Source organism: Segatella copri, from assembly GCF_024330485.1.
GTDB classification, from domain to species: domain Bacteria; phylum Bacteroidota; class Bacteroidia; order Bacteroidales; family Bacteroidaceae; genus Prevotella; species Prevotella copri_L.
In genome coordinates this window covers 1-19,352 of the sequence record NZ_JANDWX010000014.1, presented here as the reverse complement: position 1 = coordinate 19,352, position 19,352 = coordinate 1, and the positions used below count along the sequence as shown (strand labels likewise).

The window sequence follows — 19,352 nt, the reverse complement described above, 5'->3', positions numbered from 1 at the left end:
TTAGGTTTTATAGGTTTATATAGAATTATACAGGAGCTGCTCCTATAAATAAGTAAGTAGGAGTGGCTCCTTTTCTAAATTTTAAATGACATGAAATTCTTGAAAATATTTTCCTTCCTTCTTTCGTTCATGCTGCTTTCTTGCAGCAGTAGTTCGTCTGACGTCAATGGAGAGATAACGATATCCTGCTCTCCTACGAGCATCGATGTTCCTGCCAAAGGCGGTACTTATAAAATCATGGTAGTGGCTTCTGAAGGAGGCTGGGAGGCGAGAGCATCCTTCCCTGGAGAAGGTCCTACGGCAAATGTATACCCTTGGTTTAAAGTGAGTGCCAGTGGTAATAACAAAGCTATGGGTATGGTAACTGTAGATGTGGAAGAGAATAAATCGTCTGTAGCTCTTGACGGAAGTGTCGAGATTTCATTAGAGGATAAGAAGGTATCGGTGCCAGTGCATCAGGCTGGAAAACAGGTCACTCCTATTGAAGGGGGCGAAATGGTGATTCCTGAGGGGTACAAACTGGTCTGGAATGATGAGTTTAATAAAGGCTCTGAATTGAATAGTACCGATTGGCGTCATGAGGTGCAGAAGTCGGGCTGGGTGAATAATGAACTTCAGAATTATGTGAATGGCTCTGCTGATGGCAAACGAGTAACAGAGATTGCTGATAACCGGCTTTATATCAACTGTTTCAAGGGCAGCGACGGCAAGATTTATTCGGGTCGCGTATATGCCCACGAAACCCAGGGATGGCTTTACGGTATCTTCGAAGCTCGCATCAAATTGCCTAAAGGTAAAGGCACATGGCCTGCTTTCTGGATGATGCCTTGCAACAATGATTTCGGAGCAAATCCTTGGCCTAAGTGTGGCGAGATTGATATTATGGAAGAGGTTGGCGTTAATCCTAACTATACTTCTTCGTCGCTCCATACTGAGAAGTTTAATCACGTGATGGGAACCCAGATTACCAAGGAGCGTCTGACTACGGGTGCTGAAGACGGTTTCCACGTTTATCGCCTGGAGTGGACTCCTGATTATATCAAGACCTACGTAGATGGTAAGGAACTGCTCAATTTCAACAACGACGGTAAAAATGATGTTGGTTCGTGGCCTTTCAATAAACCATTCTATGTTATCCTCAACCTGGCTTGGGGCGGTGATTGGGGCGGCAAGGATGGTGTTGACGAAAGCGCCCTCCCAGTTCAGATGGAAGTGGATTATGTGAGAGTATTCCAGAAAAAATAAGGCTTGATTTTTTAACTATATAAATAATAAAGGTCTTAGGATAAGTCGTACCTGCACTTACTCCTAAGACTTTTTCTTTTGCTTTCTTTTGCTCCGAATATCTGTCTTTTTCTTACTTACAATTTGCTCATTTCGAATAAAAGTTATAATTTTGCAGCAAAATTTAAAATAGCAGATAGAATGAAACAGAATAATAGCAATTTATTATATCATCTTGTGGCTTTCATCACCGTAGCCATCTGGGGAACCACCTTTGTTTCTACCAAGGTGCTGATGCTGAACGGACTTTCACCAGCACAGATCTTTACGCTCCGTTTCAGTATTGCATACATCCTGATGCTGATGGTGAATCATAAGAAGATGTTTGCTGATAGCTGGAAGGATGAGTTTAAAATGGCGATGCTGGGCATTACGGGCGGTTCGCTCTATTTCCTGAGCGAGAACGAGGCGATGAATTATACCACAACGACCAATACTTCGCTCATCGTATGCTCCTGTCCGCTCTTTGCTACCTTGCTGGTACGTCTGGTTTATCGCCATTCTTCGCGCATCAACATGATACAGCTGTTGGGCTCTCTGCTTGCTTTTGTAGGTATGATTATCGTGGTGCTGAATGGCAGATTCGTGCTGCATCTGTCGCCTGTAGGTGATGCCTTGGCTTTTACGGCATGTATGAGCTGGGCTATCTATTCGCTCCTGATGAAATCGGTATCGGGCGATTATGGCGCAGCTTTTATTACCCGCAAGGTATTCTTTTATGGTGTGCTTACCATCTTGCCTTATTATCTTATCATCCCTGGTTGGCCGTCATGGGATGTGTTTATGAAGCCTCAGGTGGTGGGTAATCTCTTGTTCCTGGGCTGTTTGGCATCCATGATATGTTTCCTTACCTGGAACTGGTGTATCTCTAAGTTGGGTGCCGTGAAAGCTACCAACTGGGTTTATTTCAACCCTATCACCACTATGATTTTCGCCTCTCTGGTATTGGACGAAAAGATAACTCCTTACTTCCTGGCAGGTGCCTGCTGCATTCTGGCAGGTATGTATATTGCGGATAGAAAGACGAAGGCGGAATAAAAAAATGACGAAGCATAGCTGTAGTTAGAACTTGCCAATGCTAAGAGCATTGATGCTCTTTACCATTTTGCTTTTCATTTTTCCATATTGATTTGTCTTTTTGTGTAATACGAATGAATAGTTGTTATTACTTATATAATATTTGTTCAGGTTTTTATTAGGCGTTCCGCCGGATTTACCGTCCGGCGGAGCGTTATGGAAATTTCTTATTCCTCGATGACTGAAATCTGCATAGAAACATCCTCTTTTGGGCGATCGCCACGCAATGTTTCGCAGTTCTGAATCTTCTCTACCACGTCAAGTCCTTCCTCTACTTCACCGAAAACGGTGTATTGGTTATCGAGGAAAGGTGTTCCGCCTACTTCAGTGTAAGCCTTCTGCTGCTCTTCGGTAAACTTAGGATAGCCCTGCTCCTTGCAGCGCTTCTTGGTTTCATCCACCAGTTCATCCTGGAGTTTCATCAGCCCCTCACGGTCGCGGTTGCGGCGGAAGTTCATAATTTCATCATGATGCTCCTTGGCAAGCTGGTTGAAGATGTTCTGCTCCATCTGCATGCCCATCTGCTTTTCCATCTGCTTCAGTTCATTCTGCTTGTAGGTCTTCCCCCATACAATATAGAACTGGCTACCGCTGCTCTCTCGTTCCGGGTTTACCTCATCTCCCAAACGGGCTGCGCTCAAGGCACCACGTTTGTGGAAAAGTTGTGGATAAACGAACTCGGCAGGGATGGTATAGTCAGGACCACCTGTGCCCAGCATCTTGCCTTTAGGAGCGCCTTTGCTGTCTGGATCGCCGCCTTGAATCATAAAATCCTTGATGACACGATGGAAGAGAGTGCCATCGAAATATCCCTCCTTTGCCAACTTCAAGAAGTTGTCACGATGCTGAGGTGTCTCGTCGTAGAGGCGTACCTTGATGTCGCCCTCTGATGTCTTTATCAATACTTTTGCCATAATCGTTTAATTAAATGTTGAATGTTGAGTGTTGAATGTTGAGTGATGAATGTTGAGTGATGAATGTTGAGTGTTGAGTTATATCTTGCTTTTGGCTAGCATAGCCCATTGTGCAATTCAATATTCAACATTTAACAATCAACATTCAAAATTATTTATAATACTCATTCCACTCCTTCATAGCCTCCTGCCAGTCGGTCTGTTCACCGCTGGCTACGGCTTCTTTCTGTCTCTCTGCCTCGTCGCGAGCCTTATCTCGGGCACGTTTTGCCTTCATTGCCTCGATGGTGGCATCGTCGAGAATCTGAATGGCGCCACGCTTGATGGCAGCCTGCAACTCCTCTTCTCCGAAAGCCTTGCCAGGCTCATTGAAGTCAGAGATATTGAATTCATAATCCACGCGAAGGTCGTGGCGTATCATTTTCTGTTGTAAACGGTTGCCTGCGTTTTTGAGTCGCAGCAACTTGCCGATTTCCTTGATTTCTCCTGCTGAGTATTTGTTTCTTCCCATTAATATGATTTGATATTATTATTTTTGCGTGCAAAATTAAGCATAATCCTCGACAAAACCAAGAAAAGTTTCAAGGAATTCACAAAAGAATCCCTTTCTCCCTTTACTTTCTTGCCCTTTTTACCCTTTTACCTTTTTACTTTTTTACCCTTTTACCTTTAAATCACTTCCATGCCTTCTTCTGGTTCAGCTCTATCAGACGGTCGAATTCAAAGTCGGCTTTGATTTTATCCAATATTCTCTTTACGATGATATTCATCACGCTTCCTTTGCTGTAGTTGGCAGAGCACATGAAGTTTACCCGTCCCTCCTTGACAAGCTGGCAGGCAGTCTTCTGTTTATCCTCGTTATCATATACCGCAATCGAGTGGCCGCCATGTTCCTTTACCATCTTCATGCAAGGCACATCGGTTTCTCCATCTCCGAAGTATATCATTCGGGGGAAAGGGATAGGGCGCTTTTCGTCAGGGATATACTGGTTCACTCTTCTGTTGTCGCTCACCTGTTTGATACCTTTGTTGATTTTGAAGAGGAATTGCGTTTTGGTAGTATAGTCTACGGCTACGGCTGGCCAATAGGCGATTCCCTCCTTGTTGTAGAGAAAGGAGCAGGCGTAGATGTTCTCAAATTCCTGGGCGATAGGTGTGCCCTCTATCATCTCCTTCAGTCCCGAGGAGTTGATGTAGTGCTTTACGTCCAGTCCGATGCTGTTGCCATATTCATTCACGAGCGAAAACCATTGTTTTACGCCGCGGAACAGTTCTACATCCTTGCCGAATTTCTGAAAAGATTCCCGGGTGAGCGAGATATTGTTCTTCTTGGCTTCGTCGAGCATCAGATACATATAGGTCAAAATGCCGTTGGCATCCTTACCCTCTGCAAACTTTCTGTTTTTCTCCCAGAACTCGTCTTTTGTCTTGCCTGTAGCCTGTATGAATCCAAACTCCTGCATATTGCCCGGCGACAGTGTGCCGTCGAAATCATAAACCAGAGCTACCTGTGGTCTCTTCTTTGTCATATCCCGTTCTCCTTTCTTTTATATTTACCCTAAACTGTCTATCTCTTTCGGGGATGTTTTTCTCCCTTAATTTGCAAATATACATAATTTTCAGCGAATTAGCAAACTATTGGGATATAAAAAAACATAATGAAACAAAAAAGGCGTACAAAACTCATTTCTGAGCATTGTACGCCTTTATTATAATATTAGTCTGTATTACTTAACCTCCTCGAAGTCAGCGTCTTGTACGTCCTGAGCGCCATCATTGCCGCCCTGTGCCTGCTGACCACCCTGTGCACCCTGAGGACCTGCCTGCTGGCCGCCCTGATACATCTGCTGAGAAGCAGCCTGCATGACGGTGTTCAAGTTGTTGATAGCTGAATCGATAGCTGCAACATCACCAGCCTTGTGAGCATCCTTCAACTGCTGCAATGCCTGCTCGATGCCTGGCTTCTTGTCTGCAGGAATCTTATCACCGTTATCCTTCAAGAAGTTCTCGGTGGTGAAGATCATGCTGTCAGCCTGGTTCATCTTGTCAATCTTCTCGCGCTCAGCCTTATCAGCAGCAGCGTTCTGCTCTGCCTCAGCCTTCATGCGGTTGATCTCGTCCTCGCTCAAGCCAGATGAAGCCTCGATGCGGATGCTCTGCTCCTTACCGGTAGCCTTATCTTTAGCTGATACGTTCAAGATACCGTTGGCATCGATATCGAAGGTAACCTCAATCTGAGGAACACCACGGCGAGCTGGAGCGATACCTGTCAGGTTGAACTGGCCGATGCTCTTGTTCTGAGCTGCCATTGGGCGCTCACCCTGCAATACGTGGATGGTAACCTCTGTCTGGTTATCAGCTGCTGTAGAGAATACCTCGCTCTTCTTGCAAGGGATAGTTGTATTGGCATCGATGAGCTTAGTCATCACACCACCCATAGTCTCGATACCGAGAGTCAATGGAGTAACGTCGAGCAATACGATGTCACCAACACCCTCTTCCTTGTTCAGGATGGCACCCTGGATAGCTGCACCTACTGCAACAACCTCATCTGGGTTTACGCCCTTAGAAGGCTCCTTGCCGAAGTAGTTCTTAACCAAGGTCTGAACGGCTGGGATACGGCTTGAACCACCCACCAGGATAACCTCGTCGATATCTGATGTAGAGAGCTTAGCGTCACGAACGGCATTCTGGCAAGGTACGAGACAAGCCTGAATCAGGTTGTGAGCCAACTGCTCGAACTGTGCACGGGTCAAAGTCTTAACCAAGTGCTTTGGCATACCGTCAACGGCTGTGATGTATGGCAAGTTGATTTCGGTAGATGTAGAGCTTGACAACTCAATCTTAGCCTTCTCAGCAGCCTCCTTCAAACGCTGCATAGCCATAGGGTCCTTGCGGAGATCTACGCCTTCTTCAGCCTTGAAGCCATCAGCCAACCAGTTGATGATTACCTGGTCGAAGTCATCACCACCCAGGTGAGTATCACCATTGGTAGAAAGTACCTCGAATACGCCGCCACCGAACTCCAGAATAGAGATATCGAATGTACCACCACCCAAGTCGAATACGGCAATCTTCATATCCTTGTTAGCCTTGTCAACACCGTAAGCCAAAGCTGCGGCTGTAGGCTCATTTACGATACGCTGAACGTTCAAACCTGCAATCTGACCAGCCTCCTTTGTAGCCTGACGCTGTGAGTCAGAGAAGTAAGCAGGAACTGTGATAACAGCATCTGTAACTTCCTGTCCGAGATAATCCTCTGCAGTCTTCTTCATCTTCTGGAGAACCATTGCAGAAATCTCCTGTGGAGTATATTTACGACCCTCGATTTCAACACGTGGATAACCACCCTCGTTTACTACTGTGTAAGGCATTGCCTCAGCCTCTTTCTGGCTCTGAGCGTATGTCTCACCCATGAAACGCTTGATAGAATATACTGTGTTCTTAGGGTTTGTGATGGCCTGACGCTTAGCAGGATCACCTACCTTGCGGTCACCATCCTTAACGAAACCTACTACTGATGGAGTAGTACGCTTACCTTCACTGTTAGCGATTACAACTGGTTCGCTACCTTCGAAAACGGCAACACAACTGTTTGTGGTACCCAAGTCAATTCCAATTACTTTTCCCATAATTATATCTTTTTTTATTTTTATCGTTATTAATATGTTATTTATCTCATGAACTTGCTGGCTATTGGAAGTCTGCCGAAGATATGCATCTGTCGGGAACCTCTATATTCAGCGTTCACGCTTTCCGTCATAACAAAGCATGTGCCAAGGGATTGTAAAATTTAAAGTGGCTGACAAGGTGTCAGATAATGCTGACAAAATAAAAGGAATCAAGATATGGGAGGCGATAAAATGTCGCATTCTCCCTATCTTGATTCCTGTAATATGATTGAGAAATCTTTCTTTTCAGATAAAGCTCCTATATATAATAAGGTGTGAAACCTTATCTGGCTTTATTTCTGTTCCTTAGCAGCAAGTGCTTCGCGAACCTTAGCTTCCAGTTCATCGAGAAGTTCAGGGTTATCCTTGAGCAATGCCTTGCAGGCATCGGCACCCTGTCCGAGTTTAGAACCGCCATAGCTATACCAGCTGCCGCTCTTTTCGATGATATTGTTGGCTACAGCCAGGCCGAATACCTCGCCGGCACGGCTGATGCCTTCGCCAAACATGATGTCGAACTCAGCCTTGCGGAAAGGAGGAGCCACCTTGTTCTTTACTACCTTCACGCGAACCAGATTACCTACTACCTCATCGCCATCCTTGATGGCTGTAGCTTTGCGGATATCCAAACGCACTGATGCATAGAACTTCAGAGCATTACCACCGGTGGTTGTCTCTGGGTTACCGAACATTACACCAATCTTCTCGCGCAACTGGTTGATGAAGATGCAGGTAGTGTTGGTCTTGCTGATGGTAGAAGTTAGCTTGCGGAGAGCCTGACTCATCAGTCGAGCCTGAAGACCTACCACATTGTCACCCATATCGCCTTCGATTTCCTTCTTAGGAGTCAAGGCGGCAACAGAGTCAACAACTACGATGTCTACAGCAGCAGAACTGATCAGCTGGTCTGCAATCTGTAACGCCTGCTCACCATTATCTGGTTGTGAAATCCACAAGTTATCAACATCAACGCCCAGCTTGGCTGCATAGAAGCGGTCGAAAGCGTGCTCTGCATCAATGAAAGCAGCGATACCGCCAGCCTTCTGAGCCTCTGCGATGGCATGGATAGCCAATGTTGTTTTACCGGAAGATTCCGGACCGTAAATCTCGATGATACGTCCCTTAGGATAACCGCCTACGCCCAGTGCATTGTCGAGAGCGATACTGCCTGTAGGAATAACTTCGATATTCTCAACGTGCTCATCTCCGAGTTTCATGATAGAGCCCTTACCGAAGTCCTTTTCTATCTTAGCCATGGCTGCCTGAAGAGCTTTCAGCTTGCCTTCATTGGGATTCAATTTTCCCTCTTGCATTTCTTTTGCCATATTCTTATTTTAATTTAAAGTTTAGTCGATTTCCAAATCGCCATCAAACACCTCGTGCCATGGCAATCCCTGCTTGTTCAGCTGCTCCATGAATGGATCTGGGTCGAACTCCTCTACGTTCCATACGCCTGGTTTCTTCCAGATGCCCTTGAGGAACATCATGGCACCAATCATGGCTGGCACACCGGTGGTGTAGCTTACGCCCTGCATACCGGTTTCGTTGTAAGCCTCCTGGTGCTTGCAGTTGTTATAAACGTAGTAGGTGCGCTCCTTGCCGTCTTTCTTGCCACGGATGCGGCAACCGATAGATGTTTCGCCGTCATAGTTCTCGCCGAGATCCTGTGGGTTAGGCAATACGGCCTTGAGGAACTGCAGAGGAACAATCTTCACCTTGGCAGTCTTGCCGGAACCGTCTGCCAATGGAGCCTCGTACTCGATTTCGTCGATGCGGCTCATGCCGAGGTTCTGGATGCAGTCGAGGTAGGTGAGATACTGCTGACCGAAGGTCATCCAGAAGCGTGCCTCCTTGATGGTAGGGTAGTTCTTCACCAGGCTCTCCAACTCCTCGTGGTGCATCAGATAGCTCTCGCGAGGGCCGATGTTAGGGTAGGTGAGTGGCTTGTGGATAGAGAGAGGGTCGGTTTCAATCCATTCGCCATCCTTATACCAGAGTCCCTTCTGGGTAATTTCGCGGATATTGATTTCTGGGTTGAAGTTGGTTGCGAAAGCCTTGTGATGGTTACCGGCGTTGCAATCCACGATGTCGAGCACCTCAATCTCATCGAAGTGATGCTTGGCTGCATAAGCGGTGAAGATGCCAGATACACCTGGGTCGAAGCCGCAGCCGAGGATAGCGCACAGACCTGCCTGCTCGAACTTATCCTTGTAAGCCCACTGCCAAGAGTACTCGAAGTGAGCCTCGTCCTTAGGCTCATAGTTAGCGGTATCCATGTAGTTGCAACCGCAAGCCAGACAGGCATCCATGATAGTGAGATCCTGGTAAGGCAAAGCGAGGTTGATGACAAGCTCAGGCTTGTAGCTATTGAAGAGAGCCTTCAACTGCTCAACGTCGTCGGCATCCACCTCAGCTGTCTGAATATCCATCTTGTAGCCCTTGGCATGGATATCCTTAACCAGTTTATCGCATTTTGCCTTGCGACGGCTAGCAATCATAAACTCGGTGAAAACGTCCTGGTTCTGGACGATCTTGAAGGCAGCCACGGTAGCCACGCCACCTGCGCCTATCATAAGTACTCTACTCATTTTTTATTTAATGTATAATTAATAATTTACAATTTATAATTAGGCTAACGCCCTTAATGCTATTGAATTCTTCACTCTTCACTCTTCGTTCTTCACTTAATCTCGTTTGCCGAAATCCCCAGGGCATTCATGAGTGAATAACCGAGAATCTCCTGTCTGAAGTTGCCGCCTGGCATGGGCTGCATGGCAAAGAGGGTGATGCGCTTGTCATCGTCATCTACCTTACGGAGTATCTCGCGGAGTCGGTCGTAAGCATCTCCATCCTCAGAATTTGGGATTACCATCACTCGCTTCACCTCCTTGGCGTTGCATACGGTGCGTGCCACATCTATGAGGAAGTCGTCCTTGCCAACCATCTTTTCCTCTGTAGGATAAGAAGAGATGATGAATTCTCCGAGCTTATCATCCTTGAAAGCCTGAGCGTTCAGATCCTTCTCATAGTTGGCAGGGCGGAAGTTCTTCATCGCCATCGACTGCTTGTCGTGGATAAGCACAACCTGTGTCTCGTGCTCGCCCTCTCTGAGTCCTCCATCGAGGGCGATGCAGACTGCCCATTGTGCCATATCGGCTGGTTGGATGCGACGGTTAATCATTCGTTCGAAGTTGACTGTCAGGTCGAAAGCCACTCGGTCGATATAGTCGGCATCAGCGATAATTACATTCTCGCTCCATTTTATATTGTTTGTATCTAATGTATTCATTGGTGCAAAAATTAAGCAAACGAGCATGATGAAAGCTTGCTTTCAAATTGTCGAATGCAGATTATTTCTGCAAATTTACGAATAAATTTCGTAATTAAGGCATTTTGGAAATATAAAATAATAAAAAAGATAGTATTTTCATCGTTTCTTCATTTGATGGAATACTATCTTCAGTATTTTATGTGATAATCCGGGCTCTTCTTCTTTCTGTTCTCCGAAGTCTTTTATGCGATAATTTTCGCCAGATAATGTCCGGCGAGAACGGCAATAAGTCCCAGCGCCAGACTTCCGAAGAGATAGAGCATCATATAGACATAATTCTCTTCCTTCATCAGTCCTGCCCCCTCGTTCATAAAGGTAGAGAAGGTAGTGAATCCTCCGCAGAATCCCGTGGTGAGCAGCAGTTTGGCAGATGGCGACATCCATCCCCCTTCCCGCCAGTTCAATCCCGAGAGGAACCCGATGATGAGGCATCCCGCCACATTCACCGCCATCGTTCCGAACGGAAAGGCAATCACCGTGCAGGATTGCACCAACTTTGAAATCCAATATCTCATGCCGCCTCCGAAGAAGCTGCCGATGCTTACTATCAATACTTCTTTCATCTCCTTATCTATAATGTATAATATATAATAACTTGTATGATATTTCCTTGTATATACTATCAGCCTTGCCGCTATTCTCTTTGAGTATGTTCTGCAATTCTTTCGAACGGCTTTTCAGTCCGTGCTAACTGATAGAACACTCTTAAGTTTGTTCCTCTCGGACAGAAAAGCCGCATAATCCTTTACATATCATTTCTCAAAATATGTGCCAATGGCTATGATAGGGATGTTTTCCATCCATTCTTGGTCTACATATCCTTTTGTATATCTTGCTTTTCATAACTAACTGGAATTTAAATGTTTCTGGTGCAAAGATACACTTTTTCGATGATAAAAACAAGTAAATTACACACTTTTTCGATGATAACGAATGTTAAATCATACATTTTTTCGATGATAAGGTAGTAAAAAGTGTCGTATCTTCGATAACGTATCCAGTAAGTGCCTTGGGCTTGTTGTCTGGCTGCATTGGACCGAAAAATACAGCTTGAACTTGCGTCGCAGGTTGAGAAAAAGAGCAAAGAAGAAAACAAAGATGCAACAAATAACGTAAAAACAGATGTTACTTCTAAAGGGCTACAGATTAAAGATCCGTGCCAACAAGTAAGAATATATTGAAATCTGATAAACGCTTCGGTTGTTATCGTTAAAATTTGACAATATTTGTTATTTTTTTGGGGGTAAGATTTAAGTCTTAACTTTGCAATCGTTTTCACGCCTTACCTTAATTGACGAATGCCGAGTGAGAAAGACGGGAAGGACAAGCATATTGGAAATGGCGTTTACAAGCGCACTTGGTTATACACACACGGATTCTATATAATATCAAAATAATATCAAACCAGGATCAGGAATATACAAGGCAGTTATAGACCGCCCAATAAGATATAAAAATAATTAACTTATTATCAACTACACCAGAATAGTTCCATTAGTAGAATATAACGTATAGTAAAATTTCATAATTATCTTAGAGGTAATAAAGTGTATTCCACTACTGGCTTGTATAGGATGTTTTAGGAGTTCAGGACTGTTTGACTGAGTAGCTCGTACTGCACCAACGCCGTTTCCCTTATGTATGTGTTCAGTAGTTTATTTGGTCCGTATAGGTGCAACGGACATAAAGCGTAATTGCATGTATGGTTGAAATAAATCCATTATGTGTTTAGCGTTTTTAATGTTTTAAAGTTATGAGAAGAGAACTTTTACTCTTATCTTGTTGCGTGGTCATCCCAAGCATTTGTAGTGCTCAAGAGAAGTCAGACACTACAATGGTAGAAAAGAAAGCAGAACGCAATGTGATGCTCAATGCATCCGATGCCAATGCACCTCGTTACATTCAGATAGGTCTTCCAAGTGAAGATGTAAATGTGTACGAGAACGGATTACCTGTCGTTTATTCTTCTTACATCCATCCTCTATCTGCTCATTGGAGAAGTGACGGAAGCTTGGCTGAAGTAGGATTGATGAACCCGCAGGAATCAGCCATAGCTACAGGAAACATCGCTTATTCAGTAAACAGTTTCAGCGACTTAGGCAGTGATACGTTCAAGGGTATTTTGAATTACAAAGGCAACCATTATGGTATGCATCAGTTTGATTTGAACGTTTCAGGACCTCTGGCTAAAGGCTGGACTTATGCCTTGAATATGTATCAAAACTTTGATCCGGGAACCTTTGACTTGAAGTTTACCAACTATAATGACCGTACACAAATTTATAAGGGTGCCCTGACAAAGCATTGGGGAAACAGAGGTCAGTTGTCTTTCCTCTACAAGTTCTCAAACAGTCAGCGTATGGGTACCGTAACCTGTTTTGCACCATTTATCTATCACACTAATGGTGATGTGACAGAATTGGATGGCTTTAAATTGGGGACATCTTCATACGTTCCAGCTTCTCAGAACTTCATGTACCGTGATATGAAGACAGGTGAAGTGAAAAACACTACTATCAATGATTGGAACAAGAACAAATCTCACGAATTTGCGGTATTATTCAAATGGGATTTAGGTAATGCATGGAACTTGGATACAAAGGCTAAATATACCTGGGTTGATGCTAACTATGCCGACTTTGGCGGCAGTTCCATCATGAATGTCAAAGATGGAAAGGTTGAGGGTAATACGAATACGTATTATGACAAGAATGGAAAGCTTTATACAGGTATGATGGATGGTCGAAGAATCTGGTTTCATACTGCAAAGGCAAAATCTTTCCTTCTCACCTCTGAGGTGATGAGAAACTATGGTCAGCATAATCTTAAAATAGGTCTCAACGAGTGGAACTTTGACTTAAACTACTGGTCTGCGTCAACACAATGGGATGCCACTGTAAATGAGTATCCAGAGTTTCTGTCACATTCCACGGTTTCAGACCCGACTGCAAGAACAACTTATTATGGGTTCAATGAGATATCTACAGACTATGCTATCGGTAATGAGAACAAGTTAGCAGGATATTTCACAGACGAATGGCGTCCTATTGAAAGCCTTCGTTTCTTCTATGGCGCACGCTTAGAGTGGTGTCGTATGTCTGTAGACCAGTTGCCTTATGCACGATTTGCAGACATGTATGTCGGTGCAACCAATGCAGATGGTGTAACCATTACACCACAGCACAGAACAAAGAATAAGCTCAATTATGCATTTACAGTTTCGGCTACATGGTCCTTTTATAAAGGTATGGGACTCACCGCTGACTTCACTCAAATGGAACGCTCTCCTCGCATGACAGATTATGCCAATATGGGACCACAGGACCTGCGTCTCCGCATTCCATTGCTCCGTGGTGGTATATACTATCGCAATAAGTGGATTGATGTTACATCAATGATAACCTGGATTCAGAAGACGAACAATACAGACCAGCAGGATATAACCAAACCTGGCACTAGTATTTCAAAGACAACATCATTAAATTATAGCATTCAGACTGTTGGATGGACAACCAATGTGGAACTTGACCCTTTCAAGGGTGCGCATCTTCATGCCCTCTTTACTTATCAGAAGCCAACATACAAGGACTATTCTGTGACAGTAAAGTTTGATGATGGTGAGACCGCAGACTTAAACGCCACTGGTAACATTGTCAAGGAAATACCACAGATACTGATTGAACTTGACCCAAGTTATACCTTTTACAAGGATAAGATGACTGTATGGGGCAGTTTCAGATATTTTGGAAAAACGTATGCTAACCTTTCAAATGCCCTTTGGTTTAACGGCCATTGGGAAACTTTCGCAGGTGTGAAATGGAATGCTACCAACAAATTATCATTCAACCTTGGTGTAGTCAACTTCCTGAACCAAAAAGGTGCCAGCGGTACAATATCCGGCTCAGAGCTTATTGGTCCGGAAGAAGCCAAGCGATTCAATGGCTACGTAATGTCCGGACGCTATCTTCGTCCTTTCACTGTTGAGTTTGGAGCAAGTGTAAAACTATAAATACCTATTGATTATGAATAAATTATGCAATTTTATGGTACTTTTTATGGCTTTGTCAGGTAATGTTTATGCCCAGAAGACAGAACCATGGAATGACCCTTTGGTGAACAACATCAATCGTAACGAGCCTGTTTCTGATTTCTTCGGCTATGAGAATAAGGAACTGTCTGACAGAAATGACAAGAAGCTTTCAAAGAGATTCTTGTCTATTGAAGGAATTTGGAAATTCAATTGGGTGAAGAATGCCAATGAGCGTCCTTTAGATTTCTATTCTCTCAATCTTGATGATTCTAATTGGGGTAAGATGCCAATTCCTGGATGTTGGGAGTTGAATGGCTATAGCGTGCCAGTCTATACCAACTATAGATATGAGTGGGAAAATGAATGGGAATCAAATCCTCCTTATGTGCAGGATCTTGGCAACTACGTCGGATCTTACCGACGTAAGATTGTTATTCCTGAGAATTGGAATGGTGACAATATAATACTGCACATCGGCGAATTTTCCAGCAATATTAACCTATATGTAAATGGAAAGTTTGTTGGCTATGCTGAAGACAATAAGGTTGCTGCGGAATTTGACATCACTAAATATGTAGAACCAGGAAAAGAGAATCTGATAGCCATGCAGCTGATGAGATGGTGCGATGGCTCTTATTTTGAGGATCAGGACTATTGGAGACTTCGCGGTATTGCCAGAGAGAACTATATCTATGCTCAGCCGAAGTCACATATTAAGGACTTGAACGTAACCTCTTCCTTGTCCGATAATTATAAAGACGGTATCTTTGCCATTCATTTTTCTACAGAATCATGTGAAGGAAAGAATGTTCTGGTAGAATTGATAGACAAGAAAACTGGCAATACGGTTTTTGAAAGAAAGCAACAGTTACAGGGTGGCAGTTCAACAGTAGAGTCAACCATTCAGAATGTAGCCAAATGGACTGCAGAAACACCGAATTTGTACACACTCAGAGCGACACTGATGGATGGAGATAAAGTATTGGAAGTCATTCGCCAAAATGTCGGTTTTAGAAAGATCGAGATCAAGGGAAAACAGCTCTTGGTAAATGGACAGCCTGTTCTTATCAAGGGTGTGAACCGTCATGAGATAGATCCTGATGGAGGATATGTTGTCAGTGTTGAGAACATGATTCGTGACATAAAGGTTGCCAAGCAATTAAACATCAATGCTATACGCACCAGCCACTATCCAAATGACCCACGCTGGTATGATTTGTGTGATGAATATGGTATTTATGTCATGGCTGAGGCAAATCTGGAAAGCCACGGAATGGGATTTGGTAAAGAGACTCTGGCTAAAAATGAGTTGTTCAACAAGACACACCTTGAGCGTAACATGCACAATGTGAAGGTTCTCAAAAAACATCCTTGTATCATTATGTGGAGTCTTGGTAACGAATCAGGTTATGGTAAGAACTTTGAGGATGCCTACGATTGGGTAAAGGCATATGATAGTTCTCGTCCAGTACAATACGAAATGGCATGTTCAACAGGCAAGCATGATGAAACCCGTCCTGTTGAGTCATACGAGTTGGCTGGTCTGAAGGCTGGCAAGACTGACATTTTCTGTCCTATGTATGCTGATTACGACAGTTGTAGAGCATATCTGGAAAAGGACTATTGTGACAAACCTCTTCTTCAGCAGGAGTATGCCCATGCCATGGGTAATTCCATGGGTGGATTCAAGCAGTATTGGGATTTGGTCCGTCAGTATCCTCAGTATCAGGGTGGTTTTATCTGGGATTTTGTTGATCAGGGTCTGCGCGATAAGAGCAAGATAACTGGTAATCAGATCTATGCCTATGGCGGTGATTATGGTCGTTTCCCTATGTCTGACGAGAACTTCAACAACAATGGCTTGGTTAGTCCGGACAGAAGACCAAATCCTCATGCTTACGAAGTGAAATACTTCCATCAGAACATCTGGAGCAAACTTGAGAACAAGGTCAAGGGTACAGTCTCTGTATTCAACGAGAACTTCTTTGTTCCATTGAATAACGTAAATCTCGTATATTCAATAGAGGTAGAGGGAAAAAGTATAGCAAACGGTTTAATCAACCTTGGCAAATACAATATTCTTCCTCAGACAGGCAAGACCATTGCAATTCCTGGATATGCAAAGATAGTTGCAGACAAGAAGTACAGAGGAAAGGAAAAGACACTGACTCTTTCGTACAAATTGAACAGTGATTCACTTCTTCTAAGTAAGGATGAAGAAATCGCCCACCAGCAGTTTGTGATTAGCGACTATAAGTTCCCTGTATTGAATTCCTCTGAAACAGCCAAAGTCAAGGCTGTAGATCATGCCAAGTATCTTGTTCTTTCTGCCAATGGTGTGGATGTTACCATCAGTAAGGCAACAGGACTTGTTTCTTATTTGGATGTTGACAAAACACCTATGCTTGTAAGAGGATTTGATTTGACTCCAGACTTCTGGAGAGCATGCACAGACAACGATTTTGGTTCACATATGACTACATTAAGTGCAGCATGGAATAAGCCAAGTATGGAACTGAAGAATTTTACCCGTAAGGAGAATGGTTCTGTTGTTGCCGAGTTGTATCTCAAAGAAACAGAGTCTACACTGACTCTTACCTATACATTGAATAATAATGGAGAACTGACTGTTGAACAAGATCTGAAGGTAAATCCTGATGCAGAGAACAAGCCAAATCTTCTGCGCTATGGAATGGAATTGCAGATGCCTAAGAAGTTTGATAGAGTTGAATTCTACGGAAAGGGTCCTAACGAGAATTATGCAGACCGTAACAATTCCGACAGATTGGGCATTTTTACCCAGTTGGTAAAGGATCAGTATTATCCATACGTCCGTCCACAGGAATCTGGCAACAAGACGCAGGTAAGATATTGGAAGGTTCTGACAAAAGACAATAAAGGTCTGGAGTTTTTCTCCAATGAGCCAATGGAGTGTTCAAGCCTGAACTATCTGACTTCAGATCTTTACCGCGGACCGGTAAAGAACCAAGAACATTCTGGAGACCTTGTACCACGAGACTTTACCTCTGTACACATTAGTCAGAGACAGATGGGATTGGGATGTATCGATACATGGGGCTCATTACCTATTGAGAAATATATGCTTCCTTATCAGGACTATGCATTCAAATTCGTGATTCGTCCTGTAAGATAACCAAATAGTCCTCACTCTGAGAAATATCTCGACTTTTGCTCCAGGAGTATATACTTTTAGGACTGCGTGTGAAAGCATTCACTGTATATTATCTTGAGGGCAAGAACTGGGTAAAGCTCAGTCAAAAGGAAGAGACAACCACAATCGGTTACAAGCGTATCCTACGATTTGACAAGGTAAAGACCAATGGTCTTCGCATTGTATTCGATGATGCCAAGGGTACACCATGTATTAATAATGTTGCAGCTTTCTAACATTATATAAAACTATTCATTTTTGTCCGCAATTCCAAGAATTTGGTTTTGCGGACATTTTGTTATTATACAGGAAATGGCTTTGTAAAACGCTTATTTTCTAATACTGCACAAAAGAATTCTTTCTTGACTATGAAGGCAAAATACTGGATGACGGAGTCGGCTCGATGGGATAAAGGAGTCAATTCTATAGGTTGATGCAAGCGTCTTCTTGAATTCTTTAATCATAGCCTATATAGCCATTTTTGCAATGTCTTTATTCTTTTATAAATTCAACTTCTGTTGTTAAAGTTCGTGTGCCACCAGCCTTTAGTTCTGGTGTGTTTATCCGGATGTCGCAATCTATGACATAAACCACTCCATCAATGCCACGAAAAACATTCTCGTTGTGCATATCGCTTAGGTATATACCTGGTGTGGAGTATGTCCAATTTCTTGGATTCACCAGTTTAAATCCAATACGTTCCGTATACTCTTCAATGTCTTCTTCGGTCATTTGGCTACCTTGAAAGAAAGTTTGGGTAACAATAATCATAAAGTCACCCATAGAGTTTCTACCGAATCCCAATACAAACATCTTGGTTTGTTCAAAGTAAGCATTGTGTAACGAAATTCTGTCCAAAGCAAAAATTGGCTGTATGAAATAGTCAAGGCCGATTACTTTTAGTACAGAATTACCGTTATCATATACAATAGCTTCACCGCCTTGCGCTAATTTATCGCCCAAGGTTTGGTTGTATACGCTAGTGTCATCTACCCAGCATCCTGTCTTTTTAGCCCAGCATTCTATGCGTTTTTCTTGGACCTTTCCAAGTTGCTGTTCTCTTTTGAAACTGTGTTCTGGCGCAGTGAGTTGATCTGTGCCAACTTCTGCTCCCGCGAGTAAGGATGCAATAACATGTATTGTTCCCCCTTTAACGCAGCCAAGCTGCTCTGACGGTGAAAATCGTTTATATAAGATCTTTCCAGTACTGAATTGTTCTGCATAATCATCTAATTTTGCTAGACCTTCAGATGTAAATCCTTCATTGATTATGTCACTGATGGACATCCAAAAATCATGGTTTGTCATAAATTATATTGTTTGATAAATTCTATTGGTGGCAAAGTTATAGTTTTTCTTCGATAACACCAAATTATTTGGGCTTTATTTCGCATTTACCAGCAAATTGTTTCAATACATCTTTCATTTCCCGTTGTCCTTGAAATTACATGGCGATGTAGGAATCTCTGCGTCGGGACGTAGGAAAGATTACGTCGCCATGTAGTAAAGTCTACGTCGGGACGTAATTTTTGGGGTATCTATAAGGTATTGTATCAGATTCTTTTTAGATTTAGCGTCGAGTTTATACGCACACGAGAAAAGTTTTTTTTATGAAAAAAGTCTCAAAGTATCATCTTTTGGGCTAAGTAACGGTATAAGTAATTGGTATATAATAATATACAAGAATGATACTTTTCGGATTACTTTACAAAAAGTATCATCGAAGTATCATGAATGTGATAGAAGTATGTAAACGGCTCCGCATTTATACCTTGCCCTTTATCGTAAAAGTTCTTACCTTTGCACCATAATTTTAAAAGCAACGAAATTATGAGAGCAACAGAACGTTATGAGAGGGCATGGAATGCCTTCC

The 19,352-nt window shown here is 43.2% G+C and carries 14 protein-coding genes; 5 read left to right on the top strand and 9 right to left on the bottom strand.

What is annotated here, in order from left to right:
• Window positions 1-90 precede the first annotated feature (90 nt).
• On the top strand, window positions 91-1,245 hold the full coding sequence (locus NNC77_RS09265; protein ID WP_254970552.1) for a family 16 glycosylhydrolase: 1,155 nt from the start codon (window positions 91-93) through the stop codon (window positions 1,243-1,245).
• Between the two features lie 180 nt (window positions 1,246-1,425).
• Window positions 1,426-2,322 (top strand): DMT family transporter, encoded by an 897-nt coding sequence (locus NNC77_RS09260; protein WP_254970553.1) that lies wholly within the window; start codon window positions 1,426-1,428, stop codon window positions 2,320-2,322.
• Between the two features lie 206 nt (window positions 2,323-2,528).
• Here NNC77_RS09260 and NNC77_RS09255 read toward each other — a convergent pair whose 3' ends face one another.
• From NNC77_RS09255 to crcB, 8 genes are all read right to left on the bottom strand, one after another.
• Entirely contained in the window at window positions 2,529-3,275 is a 747-nt protein-coding gene (locus tag NNC77_RS09255; protein ID WP_153119088.1) for a peptidylprolyl isomerase, read from the bottom strand.
• Window positions 3,276-3,426: 151 nt separating this feature from the next.
• The gene (locus NNC77_RS09250) at window positions 3,427-3,786 is read right to left on the bottom strand and encodes a hypothetical protein (RefSeq protein WP_118190275.1); all 360 of its coding nucleotides are present in this window, start codon (window positions 3,784-3,786) and stop codon (window positions 3,427-3,429) included.
• A 163-nt stretch (window positions 3,787-3,949) separates the two neighbouring features.
• Window positions 3,950-4,804, bottom strand: a complete 855-nt coding sequence (locus NNC77_RS09245) for an HAD family hydrolase (RefSeq protein ID WP_118079192.1) — start codon at window positions 4,802-4,804, stop codon at window positions 3,950-3,952.
• Between the two features lie 198 nt (window positions 4,805-5,002).
• Window positions 5,003-6,907 (bottom strand): molecular chaperone DnaK, encoded by a 1,905-nt coding sequence (gene dnaK, locus NNC77_RS09240; RefSeq protein ID WP_117727509.1) that lies wholly within the window; start codon window positions 6,905-6,907, stop codon window positions 5,003-5,005.
• Window positions 6,908-7,239: 332 nt separating this feature from the next.
• Complete coding sequence (gene recA, locus NNC77_RS09235) at window positions 7,240-8,271, bottom strand: recombinase RecA (protein ID WP_117693342.1); 1,032 nt, start codon at window positions 8,269-8,271, stop codon at window positions 7,240-7,242.
• A gap of 21 nt (window positions 8,272-8,292) precedes the next feature.
• Entirely contained in the window at window positions 8,293-9,534 is a 1,242-nt protein-coding gene (locus NNC77_RS09230) for a saccharopine dehydrogenase family protein (protein WP_254970554.1), read from the bottom strand.
• A gap of 92 nt (window positions 9,535-9,626) precedes the next feature.
• Window positions 9,627-10,235: a DUF6621 family protein gene (locus NNC77_RS09225; protein WP_118140031.1), complete on the bottom strand. Its 609-nt coding sequence runs from the start codon at window positions 10,233-10,235 to the stop codon at window positions 9,627-9,629.
• A gap of 224 nt (window positions 10,236-10,459) precedes the next feature.
• The gene (gene crcB, locus NNC77_RS09220; protein ID WP_144151266.1) at window positions 10,460-10,840 is read right to left on the bottom strand and encodes a fluoride efflux transporter CrcB; all 381 of its coding nucleotides are present in this window, start codon (window positions 10,838-10,840) and stop codon (window positions 10,460-10,462) included.
• 1,271 nt (window positions 10,841-12,111) lie between these two features.
• Between crcB and NNC77_RS09215 the strand changes: the two genes are divergently transcribed.
• The 3 genes from NNC77_RS09215 to NNC77_RS09205 all read left to right on the top strand — a co-directional run bounded on the left by NNC77_RS09215 (window position 12,112) and on the right by NNC77_RS09205 (window position 17,715).
• Window positions 12,112-14,286: a TonB-dependent receptor gene (locus NNC77_RS09215; RefSeq protein ID WP_254986873.1), complete on the top strand. Its 2,175-nt coding sequence runs from the start codon at window positions 12,112-12,114 to the stop codon at window positions 14,284-14,286.
• A 13-nt stretch (window positions 14,287-14,299) separates the two neighbouring features.
• On the top strand, window positions 14,300-17,461 hold the full coding sequence (locus NNC77_RS09210; RefSeq protein ID WP_254970557.1) for a glycoside hydrolase family 2 TIM barrel-domain containing protein: 3,162 nt from the start codon (window positions 14,300-14,302) through the stop codon (window positions 17,459-17,461).
• Window positions 17,462-17,529: 68 nt separating this feature from the next.
• Window positions 17,530-17,715 (top strand): hypothetical protein, encoded by a 186-nt coding sequence (locus NNC77_RS09205; protein WP_217744095.1) that lies wholly within the window; start codon window positions 17,530-17,532, stop codon window positions 17,713-17,715.
• 256 nt (window positions 17,716-17,971) lie between these two features.
• Here the strand turns inward: NNC77_RS09205 and NNC77_RS09200 are convergent, their stop codons facing one another.
• A complete protein-coding gene (locus NNC77_RS09200; protein WP_254970558.1) occupies window positions 17,972-18,787 on the bottom strand; it encodes a hypothetical protein in 816 nt (271 codons plus the stop codon).
• Window positions 18,788-19,352 lie beyond the last annotated feature (565 nt).

What these genes read in the sequence shown, in the direction of transcription:
- NNC77_RS09215 (WP_254986873.1), top strand. Translation starts at nt 12,112, where the DNA reads ATGGTAGAAAAGAAAGCAGAACGCAATGTGATGCTCAATGCATCCGAT.
- NNC77_RS09225 (WP_118140031.1), bottom strand. Translation starts at nt 10,235, where the DNA reads ATGAATACATTAGATACAAACAATATAAAATGGAGCGAGAATGTAATT.
- NNC77_RS09230 (WP_254970554.1), bottom strand. Translation starts at nt 9,534, where the DNA reads ATGAGTAGAGTACTTATGATAGGCGCAGGTGGCGTGGCTACCGTGGCT.
- NNC77_RS09210 (WP_254970557.1), top strand. Translation starts at nt 14,300, where the DNA reads ATGAATAAATTATGCAATTTTATGGTACTTTTTATGGCTTTGTCAGGT.
- NNC77_RS09200 (WP_254970558.1), bottom strand. Translation starts at nt 18,787, where the DNA reads ATGACAAACCATGATTTTTGGATGTCCATCAGTGACATAATCAATGAA.
- NNC77_RS09255 (WP_153119088.1), bottom strand. Translation starts at nt 3,275, where the DNA reads ATGGCAAAAGTATTGATAAAGACATCAGAGGGCGACATCAAGGTACGC.
- NNC77_RS09245 (WP_118079192.1), bottom strand. Translation starts at nt 4,804, where the DNA reads ATGACAAAGAAGAGACCACAGGTAGCTCTGGTTTATGATTTCGACGGC.
- NNC77_RS09260 (WP_254970553.1), top strand. Translation starts at nt 1,426, where the DNA reads ATGAAACAGAATAATAGCAATTTATTATATCATCTTGTGGCTTTCATC.
- NNC77_RS09250 (WP_118190275.1), bottom strand. Translation starts at nt 3,786, where the DNA reads ATGGGAAGAAACAAATACTCAGCAGGAGAAATCAAGGAAATCGGCAAG.
- crcB (WP_144151266.1), bottom strand. Translation starts at nt 10,840, where the DNA reads ATGAAAGAAGTATTGATAGTAAGCATCGGCAGCTTCTTCGGAGGCGGC.
- NNC77_RS09265 (WP_254970552.1), top strand. Translation starts at nt 91, where the DNA reads ATGAAATTCTTGAAAATATTTTCCTTCCTTCTTTCGTTCATGCTGCTT.
- recA (WP_117693342.1), bottom strand. Translation starts at nt 8,271, where the DNA reads ATGGCAAAAGAAATGCAAGAGGGAAAATTGAATCCCAATGAAGGCAAG.
- dnaK (WP_117727509.1), bottom strand. Translation starts at nt 6,907, where the DNA reads ATGGGAAAAGTAATTGGAATTGACTTGGGTACCACAAACAGTTGTGTT.